We start from the raw sequence: 24,672 nt of genomic DNA on the forward strand, positions 1-24,672 counted from the left end.
CCGGCGCACGGTTGACCCAGCTGGTCGGACAGGCCCCACCGCGGCGCCCCTCTCAGCCCAGTCTCAGGAGCCTGGACGACACTGGTGTCTGTGCGAATTCTTGTCGTTGACGACGACCGCGCAGTGCGTGAGTCGCTGCGCAGGTCGCTTTCCTTCAATGGCTACTCGGTCGAGCTGGCCCACGACGGGGTCGAGGCGCTGGACATGATCGCCAGCGATCGGCCCGACGCGCTCGTCCTGGATGTCATGATGCCGCGTCTGGACGGGTTGGAGGTTTGCCGTCAGCTCCGCAGCACCGGGGATGACCTGCCCATACTGGTCCTGACCGCGCGCGACTCGGTGTCCGAACGGGTGGCCGGCCTCGACGCCGGCGCCGACGACTACCTGCCGAAGCCGTTCGCCCTCGAAGAACTGTTGGCGCGGATGCGGGCCTTGCTGCGCCGCACCAAGCCCGACGATGCCACCGAGTCGGTGGCCATGCGGTTCTCCGACCTGACGCTGGACCCGGGCACCCGCGAAGTCACCCGCGGGCAGCGCCGCATCAGCCTGACCCGGACCGAATTTGCGTTGCTGGAAATGCTGATCGCCAATCCGCGGCGGGTGCTGACCCGCAGCCGCATCCTCGAAGAGGTATGGGGATTCGACTTTCCCACCTCCGGCAACGCGCTGGAGGTCTACGTCGGGTATCTGCGCCGCAAGACCGAGGCCGAGGGCGAGCCGCGGCTGATCCACACCGTGCGTGGAGTCGGCTACGTGCTGCGCGAAACGCCGCCCTGATGTTCCGATTCCGTCGGCCCGTCCGGTCCAGGCGTGTGCCGCTGCGAGCGACCAGCTCGTTGTCCTTGCGGTGGCGGGTCATGCTGCTGGCGATGTCGATGGTGGCGATGGTGGTCGTTCTGATCTCGTTCGCCGTTTACGCGGTGATCTCGGCCGCGCTTTACAGCGACATCGACAACCAGCTGCAGAGCCGGGCGCAGCTGCTGATCGCCAGCGGCTCGCTGGCAGCCGACCCGGGAAAGGCGATCGAGGGCACGGCCTATTCGGACGTCAACGCGATGCTGGTGAACCCCGGCCGGTCCATCTACACCGCCCAGCAGCCGGGCCAAACCCTGCCGGTCGGAACGCCGGAGAAGGCGGTCATCCGCGGCGACTTGTTCATGTCGCGGCGCACCGCCGCCGATCAACGCGTGCTGGCCATCCACCTGCCCAACGGCAGTTCGCTGCTGATCTCCAAGAGCCTGCGGCCCACCGAAGCGGTGATGAGCAAGCTGCGCTTTGTGCTGCTGATGGTCGGCGGGGTGGGTGTGGTGGTCGCCGCGGTGGCCGGCGGGATGGTCACCCGCGCCGGGCTGCGTCCGGTGGGTCGGCTCACCGAGGCGGCCGAGCGGGTGGCCCGCACCGACGACCTGCGGCCGATCCCGGTTTTCGGCAGCGACGAATTGGCCCGGCTCACCGAAGCATTCAACTTGATGCTGCGGGCGCTGGCCGAGTCCCGGGAGCGCCAGGCGCGGCTGGTCATCGACGCCGGGCATGAACTGCGTACCCCGCTGACATCGCTGCGCACCAACGTCGAGCTGCTGATCGCGTCGATGGCGCCCGGGGCGCCGCGGCTACCGGAACAGGAGATGGCGGGTCTGCGTGCCGACGTGCTGGCGCAGATCGAGGAATTGTCCACGCTGGTAGGCGATTTGGTGGACCTCACCCGGGGAGACGCCGGACAGGTGGTGCACGAGCCGGTCGACCTGGCCGAGATCATCGACCGCAGCCTGGAGCGGGTCAGGCGGCGCCGCAACGATATCTCCTTCGACGTCCAGGTGGTTGGCTGGCAGGTCTACGGCGACGCCGCCGGGTTGTCGCGGGCGGCGCTGAACCTCATGGACAACGCGGCCAAGTGGAGCCCACCGGGCGGCCGGGTGGGCATCCGGCTGACGCCGCTCGACCCGTCCCACGCCGAGCTGGTGGTTTCCGACCAAGGCCCAGGCATTCCCCCGCAGGAGCGGCGGCTGGTGTTCGAACGGTTCTACCGGTCCACGTCGGCACGGGCGATGCCGGGTTCGGGCCTGGGGTTGGCCATCGTCAAGCAGGTGGTACTCAACCATGGCGGGTCGTTGCGCGTGGAGGACACCGACCCCGGTGGTCAACCCCCGGGAACGTCGATTCATGTGCTGCTGCCGGGTCGCCCGATGCCAGCGCCGCTGCACCCGAGGCCGACAGTCGATGTTTCCGGCGAGCCCGTTCACCACGGCGCCGGAGACGGCGAGAACTCTCGGGTTTCAGAAAACGTTATCTCAGTGGATTCTCAGTCCGCGCGCGCAACGTAGGTGTGCGGTTACTGTTGACAACCGACCCCATGCACCCAGTGCATGGCCGAGCAGGGCGCAAGCAAGCCTTGAGCCGCCCACGCAGAGGAAGAGCCACTTAGCGACATGACGAATCACCCGAGGTATTCGCCACCGCCGCAGCAGCCGGGATTGGGTACCGGGCCTCATCAGCCGGTGCCCCCCGCATATGCCCAGGGGCAGCAACCGTTTAACCAGCAGTTCGACTGGCGTTATCAGCAATCGGCCCGGCCGCCGTTCCGGCAGCCCTACGACGCCTTCAGTGGCACCGGGGCGAGCCCGATACCCGGTACCGGCACCGGCCCGATACCCGGGGGTCCGATACCCGGAACGCTGCCGCCGATGGCCCCCCCTGCAGTGGTCGTCGGCCAACGGCGGCCCCGTGCGGGAACGTTGGCCATCGGCGCGCTGGTCATCGCGGTGGTGTCGGCCGGCATCGGCGGTGCGGCGGCATCGGTGGTCGAACTGGGTCGGCATCCCTCGGGGGGCAACGGCGCGACGGTGGCGGCGGGGGCGGCCCCCAGTGTCCCGGCGGCCAATATGCCGGCGGGCTCGGTCGAGCAGGTCGCGGCCAAGGTGGTGCCCAGCGTCGTCATGCTGGAGACCGATCTCGGCCGTCAATCCGAGGAGGGCTCCGGCGTCATCCTGTCCGCCGACGGGCTCATCTTGACCAACAACCACGTGGTCGCGGCCGCCGCCAAGCCCCCGGTGGGAGCTCCGGCACCGAAAACGACGGTGACCTTCTCCGACGGCCGCACCGCACCCTTCACCGTGGTCGGGGCCGATCCCACCAGCGACATCGCGGTGATCCGGGCGACAGGCGTCTCCGGGCTCACCCCGATTTCCCTGGGATCCTCGTCGGACCTGCGGGTCGGCCAGCCGGTCCTGGCGATCGGGTCGCCGCTGGGCCTGGCGGGCACGGTGACCACCGGGATCGTCAGCGCGCTCAACCGGCCGGTGTCCACCACCGGTGAGGCCGGCAACCAGAACACCGTGCTGGACGCGATTCAAACCGATGCCGCGATCAACCCGGGCAACTCCGGGGGCGCGCTGGTCAACATGAACGCCCAGCTGGTCGGCGTCAACTCGGCGATTGCCACCCTGGGCGCGGACTCCGGCGATGCGCAGAGCGGCTCGATCGGCCTGGGCTTCGCGATTCCCGTCGACCAAGCCAAGCGCATCGCCGACGAGTTGATCAGCACGGGCAAGGCCTCACATGCCTCACTGGGCGTACAGGTGACCACCGACAAGGCCGTTCCCGGTGCCAAGGTGGTCGAGGTGGTGGCCGGTGGCGCGGCCGCGAACGCGGGAGTTCCCAAGGGCGTCGTGGTCACCAAGGTTGACGATCGCCCGATCAACAGCGCCGACGCGCTGGTCGCCGCGGTGCGGTCCAAGGCGCCCGGCGACCGGGTGGCGCTAACCTTCCAGGATCCCGGTGGCAGCCGCACCGTGCCGGTCACTCTGGGTAAGGCGGAGCAGTGATGAAGGCCGCCGCGCCGTTGTCGGACCTCGGATATACCGTTGCACCCATGGCAAAGGGTGCGGAGTTGGTAGTCGGGCGGGCACTGGTCGTCGTCGTCGATGACCGCACCGCGCACGGGGATGAGGACCACAGTGGGCCGCTGGTCACCGAATTGCTCACCGAGGCCGGGTTCGTCGTCGACGGCGTGGTCGCGGTGGCGGCCGACGAGGTCGAGATCCGCAACGCGCTGAACACCGCGGTGATCGGGGGGGTGGACCTGGTGGTGTCGGTCGGCGGGACCGGTGTGACACCGCGTGATGTCACCCCGGAGGCCACCCGGGACATCCTGGACCGGGAGATCCTCGGCATCGCCGAGGCCATCCGGGCCTCGGGCCTGTCGGCGGGGATCATCGACGCCGGATTGTCACGCGGTCTGGCCGGGGTGTCCGGCAGCACGCTGGTGGTCAATCTGGCCGGTTCTCGTTATGCGGTGCGCGACGGAATGGCGACGCTCAATCCGCTGGCCGCCCAGATCATCGGGCAGCTGTCCAGCCTGGAGATCTGACCCGGGCTAGGCTAGAGCTAGATCAGGTGTCCGCGCCGAGCCCGTGGGGTGCACCGGGCGCTCGGCCGCCGTGTTTGCCCGACGAGTTTGCGTTGGCTTGCCCAAGTAGGTCGCGAATTTCGGTGAGCAGCACGACCTGGGCGTCGTCCGCCTGCTCGACCTCGCCCTTTGTGCGCAGTCGGTTGTAGGGGACGACCACGAAGAAGTACACCACCGCGGCGATCAGCACAAAGTTGATCGCGGCCGACAGCAAGACGTTCAGGTCGATGGTCTGACCGCCCCCGATGCCGATCTTCAAGATGCCGACGTCGGATTGCTGCTTGACGCCGACCCGGTTGATCAACGGCGTGATGATGCTGTCGGTGAACTTGGTGACCAGCGCCGTGAACGCCGTGCCGATGACCACCGCGACGGCCAGGTCGACGATGTTGCCCCGCGACAGAAACTCCTTGAACCCCTTGAGCATGCGGATGTCCCTTCGTGGTCGGAATCGAGTTTGCTATCGATCGCGTGCCCAACAGCGGCCAGCCGCTTAGTGCAGGGTCAGGGTGACCGTCTGGCCCAGCACCAAGCCTGCCACCGTGTTCGCCACACGCGCCGGCAGCGCCACCAACACTACGCGGTCTCCCTCACCGGCCCGGGCCTTCTGCTGGGCCGACACCAGCACCACGACGGCGTCGGTGGCCACCACCTTGGCGACCGCCGGGGTGCCCGGCTGCGCGTCGGTGGCCGGCGCCGCCAAAACGTCGACCACATCGCCGACCCGGACCAGGTCGATCAGCGCGCCGTCGGCCAGGTGCAGCGGCACGATCCGGGCCCCCGGCCCGGCCGTCGACTCGGCCAGCCGGGTCCCCAACAACCGGGCGTCGGTCAGCACCTCCCCGCGCCGCGTCGGGCTGGCCAGCGTCGCGCCGACGACCGCACCCAGGTCGGCTGGTGATCCGTCGGGAATCGTTGTCGCCAAACGCTTTTCCACCCGGACATCGTCGAGGGTCAGGGCGCTGCCCGGGCTGAGGTCACGTGCGGCCACCACCACGTCGGCACGATCACCGTCGGGATCCGACCGCAGCGTCGCGACGCCGGCCAGCACGACAAGTCCGCCCGCGGCGATGCGCCGGGCCAGTACTGTTCGAGTCCAATCCGGACGCAGCGCCGTCGCCACCCGGCTGACCAGGCTGGGATTCAGCGAAGATTGCGCCACCCGACGACGGTAAACGCCGCGCGTGCGCCGGCGCTGCCGGCCCCAAACCTGCCTGTGGATAAACCGCTGACGTCAGACGGCCGCCGCCGACGGCGTGGAGCTGCTACTCGACTTCTCGGCCGAGCTCGACTTCTTGCTGTCGCCGGATCCCGAGCCGGTCCCCGACTCGCCCGTCGAGGACCCATTGGTCGAACTTTTGGCTTTGCTGGCCGACTCACGGCTGTCGGTGCGGTAAAAGCCGCTGCCCTTGAATACCACGCCGACGGCGTTGAACAGCTTGCGGAGTCGGCCGGAGCACCGCTCGCAGGTGGTCAGCGCGTCGTCGGTGAATGACTGCACAACATCGAAGCGGTTGTCGCACTGGGTGCACGCGTAGGTGTAGGTCGGCACACAAACCTCCGGAAGATGTAAGCCTGGGTTAGCACTCTACCGTCTCAAGTGCTAAACGGCTACGTGACATGCATCATTCCCGACATGGCAGCTCGATCAACCCGCGCCCCGGGGTGAGCGCGTGGGTCATCGGGATGTCGTGTGGCTCGGCCGGCAGCTCGTCGACCAGTTCGGGGTCGCGTACCACGGCGACCAGCCGAGCCTGCCGGTCCCGGCGGGTCAGCGAGCGGTCGTAGAAGCCGCCGCCTCGGCCCAGCCGGACCCCCCGTCGGTCCACGGCCAGCGCCGGGACCAGCACCAGTCCCGCCTCGGCGACGGCCGACTCCGGCAGCCAGGGCTCTGGTGGCTCGAGCAGGCCCCAGCGCGCGGTGGTGAGCCCACCGGGCCGGTACCGGCCCCAGCGCAGCGGCAGTGGAGTGTCGTCGGCCGCGGTGCGCGCCACCGGCAACAGCACCCGGCCGGCCCGGCGCAGCAACACATCCAGCATGCCGATCGAGCCGGGCTCGGCGCCCACGGGCACGTACGCGCAGACGGTGGCGCCGCTGTTCACCAGTGGGTGCAGGTGCTCACACAACATGCGGGCCTCGGCGGCCCGCACGTCGTCGGCGATGCGGCGCCGGGCAGCAAGCAGCCGTTCCCGCAGCGCTGCCTTGCTCTCGGTCGCCATGGACTCAACGATGACAGCCCCGGTTTATCCCTCGCCACACCGACTCGGTACGCCAGTAACGGTTATCGTGAGAACGATGTCTCGCGCAGAAGTCCCGATCCCCTACACGGCGATCGTTCCGGCGGCCGGCCTGGGCACGCGGTTTTTGCCGGCGACCAAGACGGTGCCCAAGGAGCTGCTCCCCGTCGTCGACACCCCCGGTATCGAGCTGGTCGCCGAGGAGGCGGCCGCGGCCGGGGCCGAACGCCTGGTGATCGTCACCTCCGAAGGCAAGGACGGCGTCGTCGCTCATTTCGTCGAAGACCTGGTGCTGGAGGGCACCCTGGAGGCGCGCGGCAAGAAGGCCATGCTGGCCAAGGTGCGCCGGGCCCCGGAGCTGATCAAGGTCGAGTCGGTGGTGCAGGCCGAGCCGCTGGGCCTGGGGCACGCGATCGGGTGCGTCGAACCCTCGCTGTTGCCCGACGAGGACGCCGTCTCGGTGCTGCTGCCCGACGACCTGGTGCTGCCGATGGGTGTCCTGGAGACCATGTCGAAGGTGCGGGCCAGCCGGGGCGGCACGGTGTTGTGTGCCATCGAGGTATCGCCCGAGGAGATCAGCGCCTACGGGGTTTTCGACGTGGAGCCCGTCCCCGACACCGAGGACCCCGACGTGCTGAGGGTCAGGGGCATGGTCGAGAAGCCCAAGGCCGAAGACGCCCCGTCGATGTATGCCGCGGCCGGCCGCTACGTGCTCGATCGCGCCATTTTCGACGCGTTGCGCCGCATCGACCGGGGTGCGGGCGGGGAAGTGCAGCTCACCGACGCGATTGGGCTGCTGATCGCCGAGGGCCACCCGGTGCACGTGGTCGTCCACCGCGGATCCCGACACGACCTGGGAAATCCCGGCGGGTACCTCAAGGCTGCGGTTGACTTTGCATTGGATCGTGACGACTATGGCCCGGATTTGCGGCGATGGTTGGTGGCGCGATTGGGCCTGACCGAGCGGTAGCCCCGGGCGATCCAGAAAGGCGCGTTGTGCGTTCTGTGGAGGAGCAGCAGGCCCGAGTTACGGCCGCGGCCGTGGCCCCGAGGCCGATCCGGGTGGCCATCGCCGAGGCGCAGGGATTGATGTGCGCCGAAGAAGTGGTGACCGAACGCCCACTGCCCGGGTTCGATCAGGCCGCCATCGACGGCTACGCGGTGCGCAGCGTGGACGTGGCCGGTGTCGGCGATGCGGGGGGTGTCGAGGTCTTTTCCGACGAGGATCTCGACGGCCGTGAGGTGCTGACCCTGCCGGTGATGGGAACCATCGAGGCCGGTGCGCGCACGCCCACCCGGCTGCAGCCGCGGCAAGCCGTCCGGGTGCAGACCGGGGCGCCGCTGCCCACGCTGGCCGATGCGGTGCTGCCGCTGCGGTGGACCGACGGCGGGACGTCGCGCGTGCGGATCCTGCGTGGCGCGCCGTCGGGCGCCTACGTGCGGCGGACCGGCGACGACGTGCAGCCGGGCGACGTTGCGGTGCGGGCGGGAACGATCATCGGCGCCGCCCAGGTGGGGCTGTTGGCCGCGGTGGGCCGCGAACGGGTGCTGGTGCACCCGCGCCCGCGGTTGGCCGTGATGGCCGTGGGGGGCGAGTTGGTCGACATCTCACGGACGCCGGGCAATGGGCAGGTTTACGACGTCAACTCGTATGCCCTGGCGGCGGCCGGCCGGGATGCCGGTGCGCAAGTGAACCGGGTCGGCATCGTCAGCAACAACCCCGCCGAACTCGGCGAGACCGTCGAGGGTCAGCTCAGCCGGTCGGAGGTGGTGGTGATCGCGGGCGGGGTCGGCGGCGCCGCGGCCGAAGCCGTCCGGTCGGTGCTTTCCGAGCTGGGGGACATGGAGGTCGTCCGGGTCGCCATGCATCCGGGCTCGGTGCAGGGCTTCGGGCAGCTCGGCCGCGACCGTGTCCCGACGTTTCTGCTGCCGGCCAACCCGGTCAGCGCGTTGGTGGTCTTCGAGGTGATGGTCCGGCCGCTGATCCGGCTGTCGTTGGGCAAGCGGCAGGCAATGCGCCGGATCGTGCAGGCCCGCACGCTGTCGCCGATCACGTCGGTGGCCGGGCGCAAGGGTTATCTGCGGGGTCAGCTGATGCGTGACCAAGAGACCGGTGAGTACCTGGTGCAGGTTCTCGGCGGTGCCCCCGGATCGTCGCACCTGCTGGCCACGCTTGCCGAGGCAAACTGCCTGGTGGTCGTGCCCAGCGGTGCCGAGCAGATTCGCACCGGGGAGATCGTCGACGTCGCCTTCCTGGCCCAGCACGGCTGAGCCGGGTCGTCGGCAATTCCCGTGAACCTGTTGCGCCCCAACGCCCGGCATCCGGGTTGGCCCATGGTCGTTGGGCCGCTGCGGGTGACCGCGGGCGTGATCCGGTTGCGGCCCGTGCGGATCCGAGACGGCGCGCAGTGGAGCCGGATCCGGTTGGCCGACCGTGCGCATCTGGAGCCCTGGGAGCCCAGCACCGACGGTGAGTGGACGACTCGGCACTCGGTTGCCGCGTGGCCGGCGGTGTGTTCGGGTCTGCGTTCGGAGGCTCGTAAAGGCCGCATGCTGCCGTACGTGATCGAGCTTGACGGCCGGTTCTGCGGGCAGCTGACCATCGGCAACGTGACTCACGGGGCGCTGCGGTCGGCCTGGATCGGCTACTGGGTGCAGAGCTCGGTGACCGGCGGCGGGGTGGCCACCGGAGCGTTGGCGCTGGGTCTGGACCACTGCTTCGGGCCGGTCATGCTGCACCGCGTGGAGGCCACCGTACGCCCGGAGAACGTGGCCAGCCGGGCCGTGCTGGCAAAGGTCGGGTTTCGCGAGGAGGGGCTGTTGCGCCGCTACCTCGAGGTGGACAAGGCCTGGCGAGATCATTTGCTGGTGGCCCTCACCGTCGAAGAGGTGCAGGGCTCGGTGACGTCGACGCTGGTCCGCACCGGACTCGCCGGCTGGGTCTGACGGCACGCCGGCCTGAGGCCGAGGCGCCGGGCGGGCATGCGATCCCCTGTGGCTATCGTGACATGTGTGGCGTGTGATGCTTGTCAGCAGCGAATTACAGGTGTGTAATTGTCCTGGTCGCCGTTGGCCCGGCCGCGCTGGCCAGGATGCGCCTCGCGGGGAAAGGAGCAGGTCATCATGCCAAGCGTCCCGCAGTCGCTGTTGTGGATCTCGCTGGTGGTGCTCTGGCTGTTCGTGCTGGTGCCGATGCTGATCAGCAAACGGGACGCGGTCCGGCGGACCAGCGACGTGGCCCTGGCGACCCGGGTGCTCAACGGCGACGCCGGCGCCCGCCTGCTCAGGCGCGGCCCGGCCGCCGGTCATCGCGGCGACCCGGACTGGAGGCCGGAGCAGGACGGGGGCCCCGAGGCCGTCGACGGGGAGCTTGCCGATGCCGAGGGCGACCCCGACCAGCGTGCCGACCTGGTGGTCCGCCCGCGCCCGGTGCTCATGAAGGATTCCCGTGACGCCGCGGCCGACGAACCCGACTACCTGGACGCCGAGGTGGTCGACGAAACAGCTGGGGCACTGCCGCTGGGGGCCAGTGCCGCGGCGGGCGAATCGGCAGGGCCCGCCGAGGTTGACGAGGAAGTCACCGACCAGGACGACCCGGCCGGGGCGGAGCGCGGGCGGGCCGACGACGAATACGAATACGTCGAGGACTCCTGCGGTTTGGAGCCCGACGAGCCTGAAGAGAACGAGTCTGAGCAGGACGCGGATGCGCCGGCGATGTTCTCGCCGGGCGGCTCACGGCGGCGGCGGTTCGATACCAAGACCGCCGCCGCGGTCAGCGCCCGCAAGTACGCGTTCCGCAAGCGTGTGCTGCTGATGATGGCGGTGATCCTGGTTGGCTCGGCCGTTGCGGCCTTCGAAGTGACCCGGGTCGCGTGGTGGATCTGCGGCAGCGCGACCGTTATTACGGTGCTCTACCTGGGATATCTGCGCCGGCAGACCCGGATCGAGGAGAAGGTGCGTCGGCGCCGCATGCAGCGGCTGGCGCGTGCGCGGCTGGGCGTGGAGAACGCCCACGACCGCGAATACGACCTCGTGCCGTCGCGGCTGCGGCGCCCGGGTGCGGTGGTGCTAGAGATCGACGACGAGGACCCGATCTTCGAGCACCTGGATCACCCGGTGGCACAGCGGACGTATGGTTGGCCGCGGGACCTGCCGCGAGCCGTCGGCCAATAGCGCACGGTTCGGCCTTTGGTGGCGCGGCTGGTAGCCTGCTAGCGATCAGGGGCTATGGCGCAGTTGGTAGCGCGACTCGTTCGCATCGAGTAGGTCAGGGGTTCGAATCCCCTTAGCTCCACAGTCTAAACATGCAGCTAGATAGCAAAATTTCGGTTAGCGCTACAGTGCGGTCTCATTGTCGTCAGTACGCAGTGGGTACGCAGCAGAGCGAATCGCCGCGTCCAGGTTCGCGGCCACGCCGTCAAGGTCCTCGTCGAAGAGGTCGGCATACACGTCCAGCGTCATCGACGCCTTGGCATGACCAAGCATGCGTTGCACCGCTTTGACGTTCGCGCCGGCGCTGATCGCCAGGCTCGCCGCGGTGTGGCGAAGATCGTGAGGCGTGATCGACGGAAAGGTGTCGTCTGCCTTCTGACACTTCTCGACTGCGGGCTGGAACACCCTGGCCCGGTAGTTGGAGTTCCGCAGCACCCCGCCACGCAGATCAGTGAACACCAGCGCGTCACGGCCCTTACCGACCATCACCGCCGACAACTCGTCGGCAAGCGAGGCCGGGAACGGCACCGATCGGCGCTCCCACGTCTTCGGCGTGCTCCACACCAGACCTGCGCCGGATGCCTCGGTGACCGACCGCGACACATTCACCCTGCGCCGCAACAAATCGAAGTCACACACCCGCAGCGCCGCCATCTCACCCCACCGCAAGCCGGTATAGGCGAGAAAACGGACAACCTCTGCCTGGCGGTTGACGGCCCCGGCGAGCGCCGCCACCTGTGCGTGCGTGAGGTATCCACGGTCAGCGTGCTTACGCTTCGGCAGGCGCACACCCTCGCATGGATTGCGGGGTATACAGCGCTCCTCGACGGCCGCGCCGAGCACCTGACGCAGCAGACCGAACGCGTTCTCAATCGTCGGAGCGCCGACCTCATCGGCACGCATCTTGGCCACCCACGCCCGCACCGCCGACGTCTTCACATCGACGACCGGGACGTCACCCCACCGCGGCTTGACGCGGCTACCCCAGACGCTCCTACGGGTCGCGGCGGTCTTGGCCGAGGTGTGGCCTTGCGCCTTGAACCAGGACGCATATACCGCGGCCACGGTCAGCCGGCCGCGCTCCGGTGCGACGTAGGTGCCGGTCGCCAGCTTCGGTGTGACCTCATTGTCCAGCCAGGATTGCGCGTCGGCCTTGCGGGCGAACGCCTTTGACCGTTCCCGACCTTCATCGTCAACATACCTTGCGCGCCAACGCAATCCGACCCCGTGGCGTGCGCTCGGCACCGCTTGCGCGTTACCGCGATCGTCGCGGACCGTTTTTGTCCACAGGTCCTCGACGCCGGCCCTACGATTGCGCTTCATTTCTCAGACTCCACCCTGTGAATCCTCATGTCGCCGATGAAGCGGCCGAGCAACACACTCATCGCGTCAACGATGCGGTCCTGCCGCAACCTCAGCGCCGCGCCCGGCTTGAGTCGAAACGCCGCGATCCGCCCGAGCGCATCGCTTGCGTCATCGAATGCCTGTAACGCCTTGTCGGCGTCGGCTGCGAGGTCGTTGAATCCTTCAAAATCCAGCGTCGCCAGCTCCCGAAGCCGGTCTTCGAGTGTCGAACGGATCGAGTTGAGCTGCTCGGCCGACTGGCGCGCGGTATCCAGCACGCCCCGAAAGGTGTAGGCCAAATCGTTTTCCAGTCCGATCCTGCGGCCCAGCAGCGCGTCAACGGAGACGGCAAAGAGGTCGGCCACTGCGGTCACCTCGTCGATCCGCGCCCCGCGGTCACCGGCTTCGATCTTTGCAATCGTCGTGGGGTAGATACCAGGCACCCCCCTGTCGGACAGCCTTTTCGCGACATCGGCCTGGGACCATCCGCGGCGCTCGCGCTCGCACCTGAGGCGCTCCCGGAATTGGTCGCCAACCCGCCCCTGCTTCCCCATATCGGAAACCATACCGATTTGGGTTGACCAACGCAACCGTTGGAATCCACAATCGTTCCAAACCGGGAAATGCTGCCGGATCGGGAAGGAGCGCGAAGTTGCAGAGCGAATATTTATCAGCCCCCGAACTTGCGGCGTGGACGGGGACGCCGGCGTCGACGTGGCGCTACTGGGCTCACCTCGGCGTCGGACCGGCGTCGTTTAAGCTCGGCCGCCGCCGAATCTGGAAGCGATCGGTCGTTTCGGCGTGGCTCGCCGCCCAGGAGAACGCCGGCAACCCGCGCGGAGGCGATGCCGCGTGACGCTGACCGACGATCTCCTCGCTGAAGCCGCCGCAATGCGCGCGATCAACGCGGCGCTGGGCGGCGCAACAATCGTCGGCGGCGACATCGCCGCCGCCGCCGTCGAGTACGCGGTGAACCACTGGCAGGTGTTGCCCCTTCGAGGCAAGGTGCCAGCAATCGCCGGTGGCCGCGGGGTGCTCGACGCCACCGACGACGTCGCGACGGTGGCTCGCTGGTGGGGAGGCGAGCACGCCGGCGCCAACATCGGCGGCAGGGTGCCCGAGTCGATGGTCGTGATCGACGTCGATCCCCGCCACGGCGGGAACGACTCGATCGCCCGGCACGAGCGCCGCCACGGCCGCTTACCCGAGACACTGACGACGCTCTCGGGGCGCGGGGACGGCGGGCGGCATTTGTTCTTTCGACGCCCGGCCGGGAAGTTGTCCGGCCGCCGGCTGGGGCCGGGACTCGATGTCAAAACGTCGAGCGGCTATACGGTGTTGCCCCCATCGATCCACGCCGGCACCGGCCAGCCGTACAGGAGGGTGGTCGCGCCGGTGGCCGCGCCCCCGGCGTGGCTGGTCGCCCTCCTTTTGCCCGAGCGCGCCAGACCGGCGACGCGGCGCCGCCCGCGACACCTGCCCCCGATGCGCGGGGCGTCGATCGCTGACCGATACAGCGCCGCGACATCGTGGCACGACGTTCTCGTCCCACGCGGCTGGCGCTGCCTCGACACCGACCCCGACGCCGACGGTGCCCGCTGGGTGCACCCCACCCACACCTCGGCGTGCTCGGCGACGATTCGCCACGGCTGCCTCTTCGTTTATTCGACGAACACCCCGTTCGACGTGACCGAACCGGGAAATCCAAAGGGGTACACCCGGTTTCGCGCGTACGCCACCCTAAACCACAACGGCGATCTGAAGGCTGCCGCTCGCGCGCTGAAGGAGACTGTGCAATGATCGACGCCGCCGCCGTCGACCCTCTCCCCGACGGCCCCGATCCCGATTACGGGTTCTGGTCGCAGACGGACGAACTCGCCCACATCCACTCGTTCGCCCGTGCCCGCCGGGTGGCACCGTACGCCGTCCTCGGCTGCGTTCTGCGGCGCGCGACCGCCTGCATCGAGCCGCACGTCGTACTGCCGCCCGTCGTCGGCGGCCACGTGTCGGCAAACTTCTTCACCCTATCGACCGGCGCATCCGGGCAGGGCAAAGGCGCAGCCGACGCGGCCGGGACCGCCGCCGTGCGCTTCCACGACGACATGGGCAACGACTTGGACGCCGAGCGGCCCAGCCTCGGCTCAGGTGAAGGCTTGGCCCGACTGTTCAAGGGCGCCAAGGACACCCCCGGCCTCACGCGGGCGCATTTGGTCGTGCCCGAGGTCAAGACGCTGGAAGCGTTGACGGGGCGGCAGGGGGCAACCCTCGTCGGCGAGTTGCTCAAGGCGTTCGTGGGCGAGCCGGTCGGATTCCATAACGCGCAGCACGACACGAGTACCGCGATCAGGGCGCACTCCTACCGGTTGTGCCTGGGAGTCGGCGCGCAGCCCGAGAACGCCGAATTCTTTCTCGCGCGCGCGAAAGACGGGCTCCCGCAACGCTTCCTGTGGTTGCCCACCGTCGACCCATACGCGCCCGAGGGGCGCCCCGACCCGGTCGACCCGCTGGGCGTCTTGATACCGACGTTCAGCCATAACTGCTGCGACGAGCGCCACGTGGTGCAGATCCCCGACAGCGCCCGAGAGGAGATCGACGTCCACCGTTACCGCGTCCTGATCGGCGACCCCGACGTCGACCCTCTCGATGGGCACCTGATGCTGACCCAGCTGAAGACGGCCTTCGCCATCGCAGTCCTCCACGGCCGAAACGCGATCGACGAAACCGACTGGAAGATCGCCGGCGACTTGACCGACGTGTCGATCCGGGTTCGCGATCAGATGCGCGCCGCGGTCGACGCCGCCCGCCGGCGCCAGAACGCCGCCAGGGCCCGCGACCGCGCCGAACGGGAAACCATCGTCGCTGCCCGCCTCGCCGACCAGGCCCAGCGCCGCGTCGTAAAAGCAGTCTGTGGCAAACTTCGCCGCCGCGGCCGAGCGACCCGGTCGGAGCTGCGCGTCGCATGCGCCGCATCGATCCGCAGCGAATTCGATGGAGTGTTTGAAATGATGGTTGACGAGGAGATAATCGTGATATCTGAATCAACCGGCAAACGGTTCGCCCCCGAGTACACGTTCGGCCCCAAGTATGACGGAGGGTTGTAAATTACAGCGAATTACAACCCCGACAAACACGCCCTGACCTGCGGAAATAGGGGTTGTAACCGAGTTGTAAATTACAACCCCACGCTCCTCAGTCTTACCAAAACCAGCAAACAAAACAAGGAGGACGCCGTGACCGAAATGCTAAACGAATACGCCCGACGCGCAGTAGCCCTTCGGCTGCTCAGTGCGCTCGGCCACGCACAGCAAGCCCCTCACCGCCTACATCGCGCTATCGACGAGGCGGTGGACGATCCGAATCTGCGGGACGCGATTGCCTACCTCGTGGGGCTGGCGATGGAGGCCTACCTCCTGAAGAACGACGGCGACGGGGAGCGAGCCACCGCCGAGATCGACGCCCAGCTCAAGCTCGCAGAAGACCTGGAAAGCCTTGGCAATACCGAGGAGCCGAAGGGCGACCCCGCATGACCGCCGATCAACGGCCGCATCGAGCCGACTATCGGCGAGCCGCAGCGTTGTTCCTGCACCGCCTCCGTGGCGACGCCGAGGGCGTCAACGCCGTCCTGGTCGAAGCATCCGAACTAGACCGCACCTCGGCGCTCATCCTCGCCGTCATGAACGTCGCCATATGGGCACCGGGCTCGATATTGCCGACCGACTCAGGCATCGCCGGACTAAAAAAGGTCATCAAGGAGTACGCCGAATGACCCTGCTGCGTCCATGCCTTATCTGCGGCGAGCCTGCCGAGGGTCCGCGCTGCCCAGCCCACACAGTTGACACCCAACTCGTAGCTACCGCACGCGGCTACGACTGGGCATGGACCAAGTTGTCCAGGCGTGCCCGCCGCCTCCAACCGTTCTGCATCGACTGCGGCGTCACCGAGGACCTGCAGGCCGACCACACGCCCCAAGCGTGGGCACGCAGGGCCGCGGGCAGGCCGATCCGCCTGCGGGACATCGAGGTGGTGTGCGGGCCGTGCAACCGCCGCCGTGGTGCTGCCCGAGGCAACGCTGCGACCAGGGGGGATGCCCCAGCCCGGCCGCTACCTGACCGCCGCCGGGGGCAAAGTTTGAGTTACACACCCCGTTTGCTCCAGCCGGAGGGGAAAACGCGATGAGGGCCGGCCCCAAGGGCACCGTCACCGCCGAGCCGTTGGCCTTCTCGCGGTGGCCCAGCGGTCGCGCGAAGCGTCGCGAGCGGTTCATTGGCGAGTTTCTGGTGCTCCCGCGCGGTCTGGGAGCTGGGGAGCCGTTCGAGCTGAGGCCTTTTCAGCGCGAGATCATCCGGGGAGCGTTCGCGCCGGGCATAAGGACTGCGCTGATCTCGATCCCGAGGGCCAACGGCAAGACGATGCTGGCGGCCGCGCTGGGTATCGCTGAGCTGTTCGTTGGTCCGCCCTCGGCCGAGGTGCTGGTGGTGGCCACCGATCAGCGGCAGGCGAACATCACGCTGAAGTACGCCAGGCGCATGGTTGAGCTGAATTCGGTGTTGGGGCAGCGGGTACAGATTTACGCCGACCGCCTGCACTTGCCGGAGAACGATGCAACGCTGCTGCCGTTGCCGGCCGAGGTCGGTGCCCTGCACGGCCACGATCCGAGCTTGCAGATCGTCGACGAACTGCACGTTGTAACCGAAGCCGTTTGGGAGGCGGTCACTTCGGTGGCCGGTAAGCGACCGGAGTCGCTGACATTGGCGATATCCACACCGGCATCGTCCCCGGACAGCGTCATGTGGAGGCTGGTGGAGCACGGTCGCGCCGGTAATGACCCGGCGTTCTACTTCCGGGAGTTCGCGGCACCGGACGGGTGCGCGGCCGACGACCGGGCGGCTTGGCGAGTCGGCAACCCCGCGTTGGCGTGCCGCAAGCCGTTCCTGTCTGAGGACGGCATCGAGGCTGCCCGTAAGACGATCCGGGAGCCGGTGTTTCGGCGGTTGCGTCTCGGCCAGTGGGTGACCGGGGTCGAGGCCTGGTTGCCGTGGGGCGCCTGGGATGCCTGCGCGGTCGAACGGCGTGTACAGCTACGCGAACGCGTAGTTTTAGCGTTCGACGGCTCGGCTTCTGGTGACAGCACGGCGCTGGTGGGCTGCACCCTCGACGGACATCTATGGGTCGAAGGGTTGTGGGAAAACCCTGGCGATTTGCGGTGGCGGGTGCCGCGGGAGGAGGTGACCCGCGCCGTCGATGTCGCGTTCGCCAAGTACGACGTGGTCGAGTTGGCGGCCGACCCGTGGGGCTGGCGTTCGGAGATCGAGGACTGGGCCAAGCGACACGGGGAGCGCCGCGTCCTTGAATGGAACACCGCCCACGCCGCCCGCATGGCACCGGCCACCGACCGGCTGTATCAGGCCGTGGTCGCCAGGGTGATCAGTCATGACGGTGATCCGCGGATGGCCGCCCACGTGGCGCACTGCGTCGCGAAAGCGACCCCGATGGGGGATCTCGTATCGAAAGACAAGCGCGGTAGCCCGCGAAAGATCGACGCCGCCGTAGCCGCGATCGTGGCTTACGACCGCGCGGCGTGGCACCAACAACGAAACCGGAAGCGAGTAAGGAGTTTTGCCTCGTGACGACCCGTGAAGAACAGATTCAGCAGATGATGCAGCGGCTCAACGAGCCGGCTGCCCGCTACGCCGACCTGGACCGCTACTACACCGGCACCCAGCCGTTGGCGTTCCTGTCCCCGGAAGCAAAGACCGCGCTGGGCAACCGCTTCGGCGTGATGGCGTCCAACATCCCGCGGCTGGCCGTGACCGCGCTCGCTGAGCGGTTGCGGATCACCGGATTCGCCGGCGACGCCGAGTTGTGGGCCGACTGGATTCGCAACGACCTCGACCAGACCAGCGGTGTCGCCCACCGCGAAGCCCTGTTGCTCGGCGACTCTTACGTGATCGTGTGGGCCGACCGCTACGGCCGCCCGAAGGTCACCGTTGAAAGCGCGAAACAGGTTGCTGTGCAGCTAGATCCGGGCACCCGCAACGTCGTCGCCGCGATCAAGCGCTGGGAAGACCGCAACACCACCGAAGCCGTCTTATATCTCCCCGATCGGATCGTGCGGTTGCGGGCCAACCAGACCGGGGCCACCACTGTCGGGTACAAAACCGTCGAGGAGATCACCAACCCGCTCGGCGTGGTCCCGGTCGTCAATCTGCGCAACACCGACCGCATCCTCGGAGATTGGGGTAGCTCGGAAATCGACGACCTTAAGCCCCTCGTCGATGCGCTGAACAAGTCGCTAGCGGACATGATGGTTACCAGCGAATACGTTGGCCGGCCGCGTCGTTGGGCCACTGGGATCGAATTGACCGAGGAACCGGTCCTCGACGACGACGGCAACCCGGTCCTCGACGAGGATGGCCAACCGGTGATGACTGAGGTGAACCCGATCCCCGAAGGGCACCGGGCAATGATCTCGGAGAACAACGAAGCCAAGTTCGGGCAACTCAACGCCGCCGACCTCGCTGGTTACGAGGCATCGGTGCGGGTGATCCTTGGCCAGATCATGGCGGTCTCCACACTGCCCGCGCATTACGTCGGAGTGTTCACCGACAACCCGGCTTCGGCCGATGCGCTGAGGGCCGCCGAGGCCAGCCTGACCGCTCGCGCCGAAGCCCGCCAGCAGACGTTCGGACGAGCCTGGGAGCAGGTCGCTCGACTGATGATCGCGGTGCGAGATGGACGTGATCCCAACATGATCGATGGCATCCGCGTGCACTGGGCTGATGCGGCAACCCGCTCGGTCGCGCAAGAGGCCGACGCTACCGTCAAGCTGGTGCAGGCCGGCATCCTGCCCGTCACCTACGCGTTGGGCAAGCTCGGCTACTCCGACGACGAAATCGCGAAGATCAACGCGGCCCGCGCCGTGGAAACCTCTGCCGGGCAGGTGAACTCTGATGCGGCTTAGCGCACGCAACTTCGACGCCAAGGTCGACGTGACGCCCGAATCGTCGCGGCCAGTCCGGCTGCGGATCATCGGCCTGACGTTTGGCCTGACCCCACCCGAAGCCCTGCAACTCGCCACCGATCTCGCCGACGCCGTCAACCAACTCAACGTCGAAAACGAAAGGAGGTCAGCATGAACGACACTACCGACACGGCCCCGATTGTCAGCACCGAGGACGAAACGCCAACCGATGCGGAACCTAGTTCCGAAGAACAGCAGAGCGACGAAACCGACAGCGACAGTGACCAGCCGGAGGAACAGCCCCAATCGTTCCCGCGCGAAGTTGTCGAACAGCTCCGCAAGGAAAACGGGAAGTACCGGCAACGCGCTCAGCAGGCCGACGCGCTAGCCCGCCGCCTGCACACCGAACTGGTCCGGGCCACAGGCCGATTGGCCGACCCGACCGACCTGGTGTACGCCGAGGAACACCTCGACGACCCGGATGCGCTGAGCGCCGCGATCGACGACCTGCTTGCCACCAAGCCGCACCTGGCCAGCCGCCGGCCCACCGGCGATATCGGCCAAGGCAACCGCGGATCGTCGGCGCAGCCGTTCTCCCTGTTGCAGATGCTCAAAGAGCGAACCTGAGCGTGATAGACTCAATATTGGGCCTGGTGCCTGTCCGCGATTGACGTCCTGGCGACGTGTCGAAACCCCAACCGACACAACATCTTAAGGACGGTCAATACCGTGGCTATAGAAGTCACCAGTGATAACTCAACCCTAATTCAGTCGCAGGTCGCAAGCCTGCTCGTCCAACCCCTCGAACAGGCCTCCACCTTCCTGGCAGCAGGCCCCGTCGTCCTGGACTCATCCAGCCCCGTACGGGTGCCGCGCATCGTCAACGGCGTGACAGCCGGATTCGTCGCCGAAGGCGACCAAATCTCCGACGGGGATGTCGCATTCGACGAAGTGACCCTGCTGCCCTCCACTCTTAAGAGCCTCAAGGTGTTGGTGAAGCTCTCCAACGAGCTGATCCGCACCTCAGTCGTGGGACTGGAATCGGTGCTGCAAACCAGGCTGGTCACCGATGTCGCCAACGCTCTGGACGCGGCCCTCTGGGACGGGACCGGCAGCTCCAACACCATCAAGGGCATCCTGAGGGCCAGCGGAATCGCCACCGGCGCACTGGACCTCGCCGACCCCGACTCCCTCATCGACGGGCTGGCCACCGCCCAGGGCAACAAGGTCTCTCCGACCCACTGGGTGATGACCTCGGCCAGCTTCGCTGCGATCCGCAAAGTCAAGGTCGGTGCCAGCGACAAGCGGTACGTGATCGACCCGAACACAATCCAGAACGGAACCGATTTCCGGCTGTTGGGCCTGCCGGTGATCATCACCGACAACATTCCCAACGTCACCGACCTCGCCCGCGTTGCCCTGGTCGACTTCTCCAAGGTCGTCGTGGCCCGCGACGTCAACGCCGAGGTCAAGATCCTCGACCAGACCTGGGGTGACTACGACTCCATCGGCATCAGGGTCGTGTCCCGGTGGGACACCGCACTGCTGCAGCCCGAGGCCGTCACCCTGCTCAGCGAGACCGGCAGCTAAGAACATGCCGGTCGATCCAGGCGATGTCACAGCCCTTACCGAGGGGGATGTGGCCACGGTTGTGCCAATCGTGACGGTACTGGCCAAGTCCTATACCCGTGGTCGGGGGTTCACCGGTTCCGAGCCGAATGAGGACATCGCCGCGGTGATCGTCACCGCTTCCGCCCGGTTGGCTGCCAACGGCGAGCAATTGCAGCGCAAGAAGATCGATGACGTCGAGTACGAGTATGCTCTACGGTCGTCGTTCTCCTGGTCGCTGGCCGAGCAGTTGGTGTTGAACCGGTATCGGGTGCGGGCGATGTAACCCCCAGTACGCAGCCAGTACGCAGCAGAAATAGCGACAGCTTTCACCAATCAACGCAGCCAACGCTGTGACCAGCACGTTTCTCGAACAGCCAACGCAGATTGACGCAGCAAACGCCGAGATAGTCTCGTTCGCATCGAGTAGGTCAGGGGTTCGAATCCCCTTAGCTCCACAGTGCGCGAACAGACGCAAATGTCCCCAAAAACAGGCGTTTTGGGGACATTTGCGTCTGTTCGCGCACTCAGCACGGCGCGGGCATTCGGGGATGAGCGGGTGCCCGCAGTGAATCGTGTCCTTGCGCGCCGCGGCCAGCGCAAGGCCGAGGCCCATCGCGCTCTCGTCGACATCCGCACAAGGCGATCGACGGCGACCATCCTCGGCGGCCCGCCGCCCTAGCTGGCTCGCGCCGCGTACGCCTCGGCGGCTTTGAGCTCGTAACGGACGGCTGATTGAACGACGTGCGGCGGCAAGCCATAGAGCTCGGCGATCATCTCGATCGGGTCACCGGCAGGATGCAGACCGGAAATCGCCATGCCCGTCGTGACGCAATCCGGATCGGGTGCACATCTCGTCGACCCACGTCACGTCGGCTCCTGCCAGCCGGCAGCGAAACCGCTTCAATTCCCCAAGCAACGGTCGTCATCCCTGATCAACGGGGTGGGGACCTGTTACATTTCTGCCCTGGACTCCACCACAAGGCAGGCGCGCATGGGCCGCTCGGGCCGGATCGCCGACAGCGCAGACGTCGTTGTCGTCGGTTTCGGCGCGGCCGGCGTGTGCGCGGCGCTTGCCGCCCGCGAGCAGGGCGCGGAGGTCATCGCGCTGGATCGCGCCAACGGCGGCGGTGCGACCGCCATCTCGGGCGGCATCGTCTACGCCGGCGGGGGCACCGCGGTGCAACGACGGGCCGGGGTGGACGACACCGTCGAGCGGATGCTGGCCTACCTTCGGCTGGAAGTCGGCGACGCCGTCAGCCCGGCAACGCTGGAATCGTTCGTGCGCTCTAGCCCGGAAATGATCGACTGGCTGCAGCGCCACGGCGTTCCGTTCGACTCCACGCTGTGCCCCTACAAGACCTCCTACCCCAACAATCGGTACTACCTGTATCACTCGGGCAGCGAGAACGCCGGGGCTTTCCGAAGCCACACCCCGCCGGTCCAGCGCGGCCATCGCGTCCAGGGAAAGGGCACGTCGGGCAAGAAACTGTATGGCCCGCTGCTGCACTCGGCACTCGAACGCGGCGTCGATTTCCGCCCGCACACCACGGTCACCCGGCTGTTGCAGGATTCCGCCGGCCGAGTGACCGGGGTGGAAGCCGCGACGATGGGCTACGCGCCGCCACACATTCGCCGGATGTATGCGGCCATGGCGGCGGTGTCATCGAAGCCGGGCATCTATTACCCACCGCTGCGCCGCGCGATGGAACACCGCCTGAGACGGCTGGAACGGCGCTACGCCCGACCCATCCGGGTAGCCGCACGTCGCGGCGTGATCATCTGCGCGGGCGGCTTCATCGCCAACCCGGAGTGGCTGCACAGGTACGCACCCGAGTTCAAGAACGGCCTTCCGCTGGGCACCAGCGGCGACGACGGCAGCGGCATCGCGCTCGCCGAGAGCGTCGGCGCGGTCAGCCAGCGCATGGACAACGTGTCGGCGTGGCGGTTCATCACCCCGCCCAGCGCGTTCCTCGGTGCCATCATCGTCGACCAACGGGGACAGCGGATCATCGACGAAAGCCGATACGGTGCGGCGATCGGACAGGCAATGGTCAAAAATCACCACGGAACGGGGTGGATTCTCGCCGACGCCGCGGTGATGCGGGAAGCCCGTCGTCAATTGTTCACCCAGACGTTGTGGTTTCAACGCGCCCAAACCGCCGCGCTGATGCTCACCGGCTCGGTGCGCGCTTCCTCGCTGGCGAAGGCGGCGGCAGCGGCCGGCATCGACCCCGACGGCCTGCGCGCCACCGTGGACGCCCACAACAACGCAATCGACTCGGGCGCACCGGATCCCGCGGGAAAGCCCAGCGAATTCACCCGCCGGATCGCCAAGTCGCCCTACACGCTGTTGAACATCTCGATCAGACCCAGCCTGCTCAACCCCACGCCGATGCTCACCCTGGGCGGTGTCCGAGTGGACGAGGCCACCGGCGCGGTCCTCACCGAGTCCGGTGAGCCGATTCCCGGCCTCTACGGCGCGGGCCGCTGCGCGGTCGGCGTCTGCTCGAACTCATACGTCAGTGGCCTGTCCATCGCCGACTGCGTATTCTCCGGTCGCCGCGCCGGCACGCATGCCGCCAAGCAATCGGATGATCCGAGCGAACGCAATTCCGGTGCAACGGGTTTGGTGACATAGCTGCGATTGCCCGAGGCCACGGCAGCGGTTTCCCCGCGCGATGTCATCGCGGTCGTGTCGGCGCCCGCTGCCTTGGCCGCTTGCTGGCGGGCGGTGCCCGTAAAGCGCTGCGGTGGGCGGCAATCCGGCGCGAAGTCTGATGAAGTACCTAAATTCAGCTGAACGTTCGCTAAGACAGCGTTTCGGCGCAGGACGACGGGCCGTAGTGGCCCTAGTCTCGGGGCATGAGCACCAAGTACTACTTGCAGAAGGTACCTGTGGAATCCGTCGAGCCGGGCTTTTCGCTGGCCGTCCGCGATGGTGGCGATTATCGCCTGTTCCAGGTCGAATGCACGCAGATGTCCAGGCGAACCGGGCACCCCGTGATGATCAAGCTCACCTCGGAGGCGCCCGAGGGTGGCCAGCCGTGGGTCCTGGAATACGAAGCGGGTACGCCGGTGGTACGGCTCCTTGGTGTTTGCCAGGCCGCCTGCTAGCCGTGTGGTCCTCACCCCGGCTTGGCGGCGGTGACAAACTGCAGCGCCCGCTGGGTCTGCTGCTCGATGTTGACCAGGCCGGCTGAGGAGAACAGGTCGACGAAGCTGTGCCGGTCGAACATGGTGAGCCCGATCACACCGGCGGCGGCGGTCAGCGCGCGCCGAATCGGGGCGGCTTGCCCGGAATAGCTGGTAAGGATCGCGATCCGGCCGCCCGGCGCCAGCACCCGCACCATCTGGTGCGCGATCCGAAACGGCTCGGGCATCAGGTACAGCGCGCCGAAACAGCAAACGGCATCAAATGTTTCGTCGTCGAACGGCAACGCGCGGGCGTCACCGCGGACATAACAGATCCGTGGTCCGCCGTTGTCCAGGACCGCCCGGGCGAGCATCGGCTCGGAAATGTCGAACCCCACCGCCAGGCCGCCGGCCGGCAGATGCCGAGCCAACGGCGCGGTGAAATTGCCTGGCCCGCAAGCGACGTCGAGCAACCTGTGGGCGGCCCCCAGCCGTAGGGCGGCCGCCGCCCGGTGCTGTTCGGCGCGGGTGGTGACGCCGCTGGCGAGGTAGAAGGAGGCCGGACGCCACAACCGCTCGTACACGGTCGCGACCACCGTGCTGTTCATCGCTTTCTGCGCAACCGTCGGCACCGGGGAGCTCGCCGATTCGCCCAGCACGTCGAGAAATCCGTGCCGCCGCACGGCGCCCTTGGGCAGCAGACCGCGGGTCAGCTCGAACGGATCCTGGCCGGTGTTCATCGTGTTGTCAGGCTAATGCGCGTCCTTGCC

The 24,672-nt window shown here is 67.5% G+C and carries 28 protein-coding genes and 1 tRNA gene; 21 read left to right on the top strand and 8 right to left on the bottom strand.

Going from position 1 to position 24,672, the window contains the following annotated elements; all coding sequences use genetic code 11:
- The first annotated feature begins 90 nt into the window (after window positions 1-90).
- The 4 genes from mprA (at window position 91) to G6N20_RS00825 (ending at window position 4,366) form a co-directional block, all read left to right on the top strand.
- A complete protein-coding gene (mprA, locus tag G6N20_RS00810) occupies window positions 91-777 on the top strand; it encodes a two-component system response regulator MprA (RefSeq protein WP_083047031.1) in 687 nt (228 codons plus the stop codon).
- Entirely contained in the window at window positions 777-2,321 is a 1,545-nt protein-coding gene (locus tag G6N20_RS00815; protein WP_083047032.1) for a HAMP domain-containing sensor histidine kinase, read from the top strand. The genes mprA and G6N20_RS00815 overlap by 1 nt, the downstream gene beginning before the upstream one ends.
- Before the next feature lie 105 nt (window positions 2,322-2,426).
- Window positions 2,427-3,821, top strand: coding sequence for a S1C family serine protease (locus G6N20_RS00820; protein ID WP_083047034.1), 1,395 nt, complete (start codon window positions 2,427-2,429; stop codon window positions 3,819-3,821).
- Window positions 3,821-4,366, top strand: a complete 546-nt coding sequence (locus G6N20_RS00825; protein ID WP_083047035.1) for a MogA/MoaB family molybdenum cofactor biosynthesis protein — start codon at window positions 3,821-3,823, stop codon at window positions 4,364-4,366. Before G6N20_RS00820 ends, G6N20_RS00825 begins: the two co-directional genes overlap by 1 nt.
- A 22-nt stretch (window positions 4,367-4,388) precedes the next feature.
- Here the strand turns inward: G6N20_RS00825 and mscL are convergent, their stop codons facing one another.
- The 4 genes from mscL to G6N20_RS00845 form a co-directional block, all read right to left on the bottom strand.
- On the bottom strand, window positions 4,389-4,832 hold the full coding sequence (mscL, locus tag G6N20_RS00830; RefSeq protein WP_083047036.1) for a large-conductance mechanosensitive channel protein MscL: 444 nt from the start codon (window positions 4,830-4,832) through the stop codon (window positions 4,389-4,391).
- Between the two features lie 66 nt (window positions 4,833-4,898).
- Window positions 4,899-5,567, bottom strand: a complete 669-nt coding sequence (locus G6N20_RS00835) for an SAF domain-containing protein (protein ID WP_083047037.1) — start codon at window positions 5,565-5,567, stop codon at window positions 4,899-4,901.
- Window positions 5,568-5,639: 72 nt separating this feature from the next.
- On the bottom strand, window positions 5,640-5,957 hold the full coding sequence (locus tag G6N20_RS00840; RefSeq protein WP_083047038.1) for an FmdB family zinc ribbon protein: 318 nt from the start codon (window positions 5,955-5,957) through the stop codon (window positions 5,640-5,642).
- Between the two features lie 73 nt (window positions 5,958-6,030).
- Entirely contained in the window at window positions 6,031-6,624 is a 594-nt protein-coding gene (locus tag G6N20_RS00845) for a 5-formyltetrahydrofolate cyclo-ligase (RefSeq protein ID WP_083047039.1), read from the bottom strand.
- Window positions 6,625-6,700: 76 nt separating this feature from the next.
- Between G6N20_RS00845 and G6N20_RS00850 the strand changes: the two genes are divergently transcribed.
- The 5 genes from G6N20_RS00850 to G6N20_RS00870 all read left to right on the top strand — a co-directional run bounded on the left by G6N20_RS00850 (window position 6,701) and on the right by G6N20_RS00870 (window position 10,936).
- Entirely contained in the window at window positions 6,701-7,612 is a 912-nt protein-coding gene (locus G6N20_RS00850) for a UTP--glucose-1-phosphate uridylyltransferase (protein WP_083047040.1), read from the top strand.
- A 26-nt stretch (window positions 7,613-7,638) separates the two neighbouring features.
- Window positions 7,639-8,913: a molybdotransferase-like divisome protein Glp gene (gene glp, locus G6N20_RS00855; RefSeq protein WP_083047041.1), complete on the top strand. Its 1,275-nt coding sequence runs from the start codon at window positions 7,639-7,641 to the stop codon at window positions 8,911-8,913.
- 21 nt (window positions 8,914-8,934) lie between these two features.
- Window positions 8,935-9,588, top strand: a complete 654-nt coding sequence (locus G6N20_RS00860) for a GNAT family N-acetyltransferase (protein ID WP_083047042.1) — start codon at window positions 8,935-8,937, stop codon at window positions 9,586-9,588.
- A gap of 177 nt (window positions 9,589-9,765) precedes the next feature.
- Window positions 9,766-10,815: a divisome protein SepX/GlpR gene (sepX, locus tag G6N20_RS00865; RefSeq protein WP_083047043.1), complete on the top strand. Its 1,050-nt coding sequence runs from the start codon at window positions 9,766-9,768 to the stop codon at window positions 10,813-10,815.
- Window positions 10,816-10,863: 48 nt separating this feature from the next.
- Window positions 10,864-10,936, top strand: a tRNA-Ala gene (locus G6N20_RS00870).
- 41 nt (window positions 10,937-10,977) lie between these two features.
- Here the strand turns inward: G6N20_RS00870 and G6N20_RS00875 are convergent.
- Both G6N20_RS00875 and G6N20_RS00880 read right to left on the bottom strand, forming a co-directional pair.
- A complete protein-coding gene (locus G6N20_RS00875) occupies window positions 10,978-12,177 on the bottom strand; it encodes a tyrosine-type recombinase/integrase (RefSeq protein ID WP_083047044.1) in 1,200 nt (399 codons plus the stop codon).
- Complete coding sequence (locus tag G6N20_RS00880) at window positions 12,174-12,752, bottom strand: helix-turn-helix domain-containing protein (protein WP_158084750.1); 579 nt, start codon at window positions 12,750-12,752, stop codon at window positions 12,174-12,176. Before G6N20_RS00880 ends, G6N20_RS00875 begins: the two co-directional genes overlap by 4 nt.
- Before the next feature lie 298 nt (window positions 12,753-13,050).
- On the opposite strand from G6N20_RS00880, the gene G6N20_RS00885 reads away from it, so the two are divergent.
- From G6N20_RS00885 to G6N20_RS00930, 10 genes are all read left to right on the top strand, one after another.
- Window positions 13,051-13,998 carry a bifunctional DNA primase/polymerase gene (locus G6N20_RS00885; RefSeq protein ID WP_232065402.1) on the top strand — a complete coding sequence of 316 codons (948 nt, stop codon included), beginning with the start codon at window positions 13,051-13,053 and terminating at the stop codon, window positions 13,996-13,998.
- Window positions 13,995-15,299: a hypothetical protein gene (locus tag G6N20_RS00890; RefSeq protein ID WP_179961501.1), complete on the top strand. Its 1,305-nt coding sequence runs from the start codon at window positions 13,995-13,997 to the stop codon at window positions 15,297-15,299. Before G6N20_RS00885 ends, G6N20_RS00890 begins: the two co-directional genes overlap by 4 nt.
- A gap of 129 nt (window positions 15,300-15,428) precedes the next feature.
- On the top strand, window positions 15,429-15,725 hold the full coding sequence (locus G6N20_RS00895; RefSeq protein WP_142271961.1) for a hypothetical protein: 297 nt from the start codon (window positions 15,429-15,431) through the stop codon (window positions 15,723-15,725).
- Window positions 15,722-15,964, top strand: a complete 243-nt coding sequence (locus G6N20_RS00900) for a hypothetical protein (protein WP_083047047.1) — start codon at window positions 15,722-15,724, stop codon at window positions 15,962-15,964. Before G6N20_RS00895 ends, G6N20_RS00900 begins: the two co-directional genes overlap by 4 nt.
- A gap of 406 nt (window positions 15,965-16,370) precedes the next feature.
- Complete coding sequence (locus G6N20_RS00905; RefSeq protein ID WP_083047048.1) at window positions 16,371-17,825, top strand: terminase large subunit domain-containing protein; 1,455 nt, start codon at window positions 16,371-16,373, stop codon at window positions 17,823-17,825.
- Window positions 17,826-17,854: 29 nt separating this feature from the next.
- Window positions 17,855-19,159 (top strand): phage portal protein, encoded by a 1,305-nt coding sequence (locus tag G6N20_RS00910; protein WP_083047140.1) that lies wholly within the window; start codon window positions 17,855-17,857, stop codon window positions 19,157-19,159.
- A complete protein-coding gene (locus G6N20_RS00915) occupies window positions 19,149-19,334 on the top strand; it encodes a hypothetical protein (RefSeq protein WP_083047049.1) in 186 nt (61 codons plus the stop codon). The genes G6N20_RS00910 and G6N20_RS00915 overlap by 11 nt, the downstream gene beginning before the upstream one ends.
- Window positions 19,331-19,786: a hypothetical protein gene (locus tag G6N20_RS00920; protein WP_083047050.1), complete on the top strand. Its 456-nt coding sequence runs from the start codon at window positions 19,331-19,333 to the stop codon at window positions 19,784-19,786. The genes G6N20_RS00915 and G6N20_RS00920 overlap by 4 nt, the downstream gene beginning before the upstream one ends.
- 102 nt (window positions 19,787-19,888) lie before the next feature.
- Window positions 19,889-20,749, top strand: a complete 861-nt coding sequence (locus tag G6N20_RS00925) for a phage major capsid protein (RefSeq protein ID WP_083047051.1) — start codon at window positions 19,889-19,891, stop codon at window positions 20,747-20,749.
- 4 nt (window positions 20,750-20,753) lie between these two features.
- Window positions 20,754-21,053, top strand: coding sequence for a hypothetical protein (locus tag G6N20_RS00930; RefSeq protein ID WP_083047052.1), 300 nt, complete (start codon window positions 20,754-20,756; stop codon window positions 21,051-21,053).
- Window positions 21,054-21,445: 392 nt separating this feature from the next.
- Here G6N20_RS00930 and G6N20_RS00935 read toward each other — a convergent pair whose 3' ends face one another.
- The gene (locus G6N20_RS00935) at window positions 21,446-21,586 is read right to left on the bottom strand and encodes a hypothetical protein (RefSeq protein WP_158084751.1); all 141 of its coding nucleotides are present in this window, start codon (window positions 21,584-21,586) and stop codon (window positions 21,446-21,448) included.
- A gap of 175 nt (window positions 21,587-21,761) precedes the next feature.
- Here G6N20_RS00935 and G6N20_RS00940 point away from each other — a divergent pair, with 175 nt between their 5' ends.
- Together G6N20_RS00940 and G6N20_RS00945 are read left to right on the top strand one after the other, a co-directional pair.
- Entirely contained in the window at window positions 21,762-23,408 is a 1,647-nt protein-coding gene (locus G6N20_RS00940; RefSeq protein WP_083047054.1) for an FAD-binding protein, read from the top strand.
- Window positions 23,409-23,632: 224 nt separating this feature from the next.
- A complete protein-coding gene (locus G6N20_RS00945) occupies window positions 23,633-23,884 on the top strand; it encodes a hypothetical protein (protein ID WP_083047056.1) in 252 nt (83 codons plus the stop codon).
- An 11-nt stretch (window positions 23,885-23,895) separates the two neighbouring features.
- On the opposite strand, the gene G6N20_RS00950 is transcribed toward G6N20_RS00945, so the two are convergent.
- Window positions 23,896-24,642, bottom strand: a complete 747-nt coding sequence (locus G6N20_RS00950; RefSeq protein WP_083047058.1) for a class I SAM-dependent methyltransferase — start codon at window positions 24,640-24,642, stop codon at window positions 23,896-23,898.
- Window positions 24,643-24,672 lie beyond the last annotated feature (30 nt).

Source organism: Mycobacterium shinjukuense, from assembly GCF_010730055.1.
GTDB classification, from domain to species: domain Bacteria; phylum Actinomycetota; class Actinomycetes; order Mycobacteriales; family Mycobacteriaceae; genus Mycobacterium; species Mycobacterium shinjukuense.

What these genes read in the sequence shown, in the direction of transcription:
- G6N20_RS00815 (WP_083047032.1), top strand. Translation starts at nt 777, where the DNA reads ATGTTCCGATTCCGTCGGCCCGTCCGGTCCAGGCGTGTGCCGCTGCGA.
- G6N20_RS00820 (WP_083047034.1), top strand. Translation starts at nt 2,427, where the DNA reads ATGACGAATCACCCGAGGTATTCGCCACCGCCGCAGCAGCCGGGATTG.
- G6N20_RS00825 (WP_083047035.1), top strand. Translation starts at nt 3,821, where the DNA reads ATGAAGGCCGCCGCGCCGTTGTCGGACCTCGGATATACCGTTGCACCC.
- mscL (WP_083047036.1), bottom strand. Translation starts at nt 4,832, where the DNA reads ATGCTCAAGGGGTTCAAGGAGTTTCTGTCGCGGGGCAACATCGTCGAC.
- G6N20_RS00845 (WP_083047039.1), bottom strand. Translation starts at nt 6,624, where the DNA reads ATGGCGACCGAGAGCAAGGCAGCGCTGCGGGAACGGCTGCTTGCTGCC.
- G6N20_RS00850 (WP_083047040.1), top strand. Translation starts at nt 6,701, where the DNA reads ATGTCTCGCGCAGAAGTCCCGATCCCCTACACGGCGATCGTTCCGGCG.
- sepX (WP_083047043.1), top strand. Translation starts at nt 9,766, where the DNA reads ATGCCAAGCGTCCCGCAGTCGCTGTTGTGGATCTCGCTGGTGGTGCTC.
- G6N20_RS00875 (WP_083047044.1), bottom strand. Translation starts at nt 12,177, where the DNA reads ATGAAGCGCAATCGTAGGGCCGGCGTCGAGGACCTGTGGACAAAAACG.
- G6N20_RS00880 (WP_158084750.1), bottom strand. Translation starts at nt 12,752, where the DNA reads ATGGGGAAGCAGGGGCGGGTTGGCGACCAATTCCGGGAGCGCCTCAGG.
- G6N20_RS00890 (WP_179961501.1), top strand. Translation starts at nt 13,995, where the DNA reads ATGATCGACGCCGCCGCCGTCGACCCTCTCCCCGACGGCCCCGATCCC.
- G6N20_RS00900 (WP_083047047.1), top strand. Translation starts at nt 15,722, where the DNA reads ATGACCGCCGATCAACGGCCGCATCGAGCCGACTATCGGCGAGCCGCA.
- G6N20_RS00905 (WP_083047048.1), top strand. Translation starts at nt 16,371, where the DNA reads ATGAGGGCCGGCCCCAAGGGCACCGTCACCGCCGAGCCGTTGGCCTTC.
- G6N20_RS00910 (WP_083047140.1), top strand. Translation starts at nt 17,855, where the DNA reads ATGCAGCGGCTCAACGAGCCGGCTGCCCGCTACGCCGACCTGGACCGC.
- G6N20_RS00915 (WP_083047049.1), top strand. Translation starts at nt 19,149, where the DNA reads ATGCGGCTTAGCGCACGCAACTTCGACGCCAAGGTCGACGTGACGCCC.
- G6N20_RS00920 (WP_083047050.1), top strand. Translation starts at nt 19,331, where the DNA reads ATGAACGACACTACCGACACGGCCCCGATTGTCAGCACCGAGGACGAA.
- G6N20_RS00930 (WP_083047052.1), top strand. Translation starts at nt 20,754, where the DNA reads ATGCCGGTCGATCCAGGCGATGTCACAGCCCTTACCGAGGGGGATGTG.
- G6N20_RS00935 (WP_158084751.1), bottom strand. Translation starts at nt 21,586, where the DNA reads ATGGCGATTTCCGGTCTGCATCCTGCCGGTGACCCGATCGAGATGATC.
- G6N20_RS00940 (WP_083047054.1), top strand. Translation starts at nt 21,762, where the DNA reads ATGGGCCGCTCGGGCCGGATCGCCGACAGCGCAGACGTCGTTGTCGTC.
- G6N20_RS00945 (WP_083047056.1), top strand. Translation starts at nt 23,633, where the DNA reads ATGAGCACCAAGTACTACTTGCAGAAGGTACCTGTGGAATCCGTCGAG.
- G6N20_RS00950 (WP_083047058.1), bottom strand. Translation starts at nt 24,642, where the DNA reads ATGAACACCGGCCAGGATCCGTTCGAGCTGACCCGCGGTCTGCTGCCC.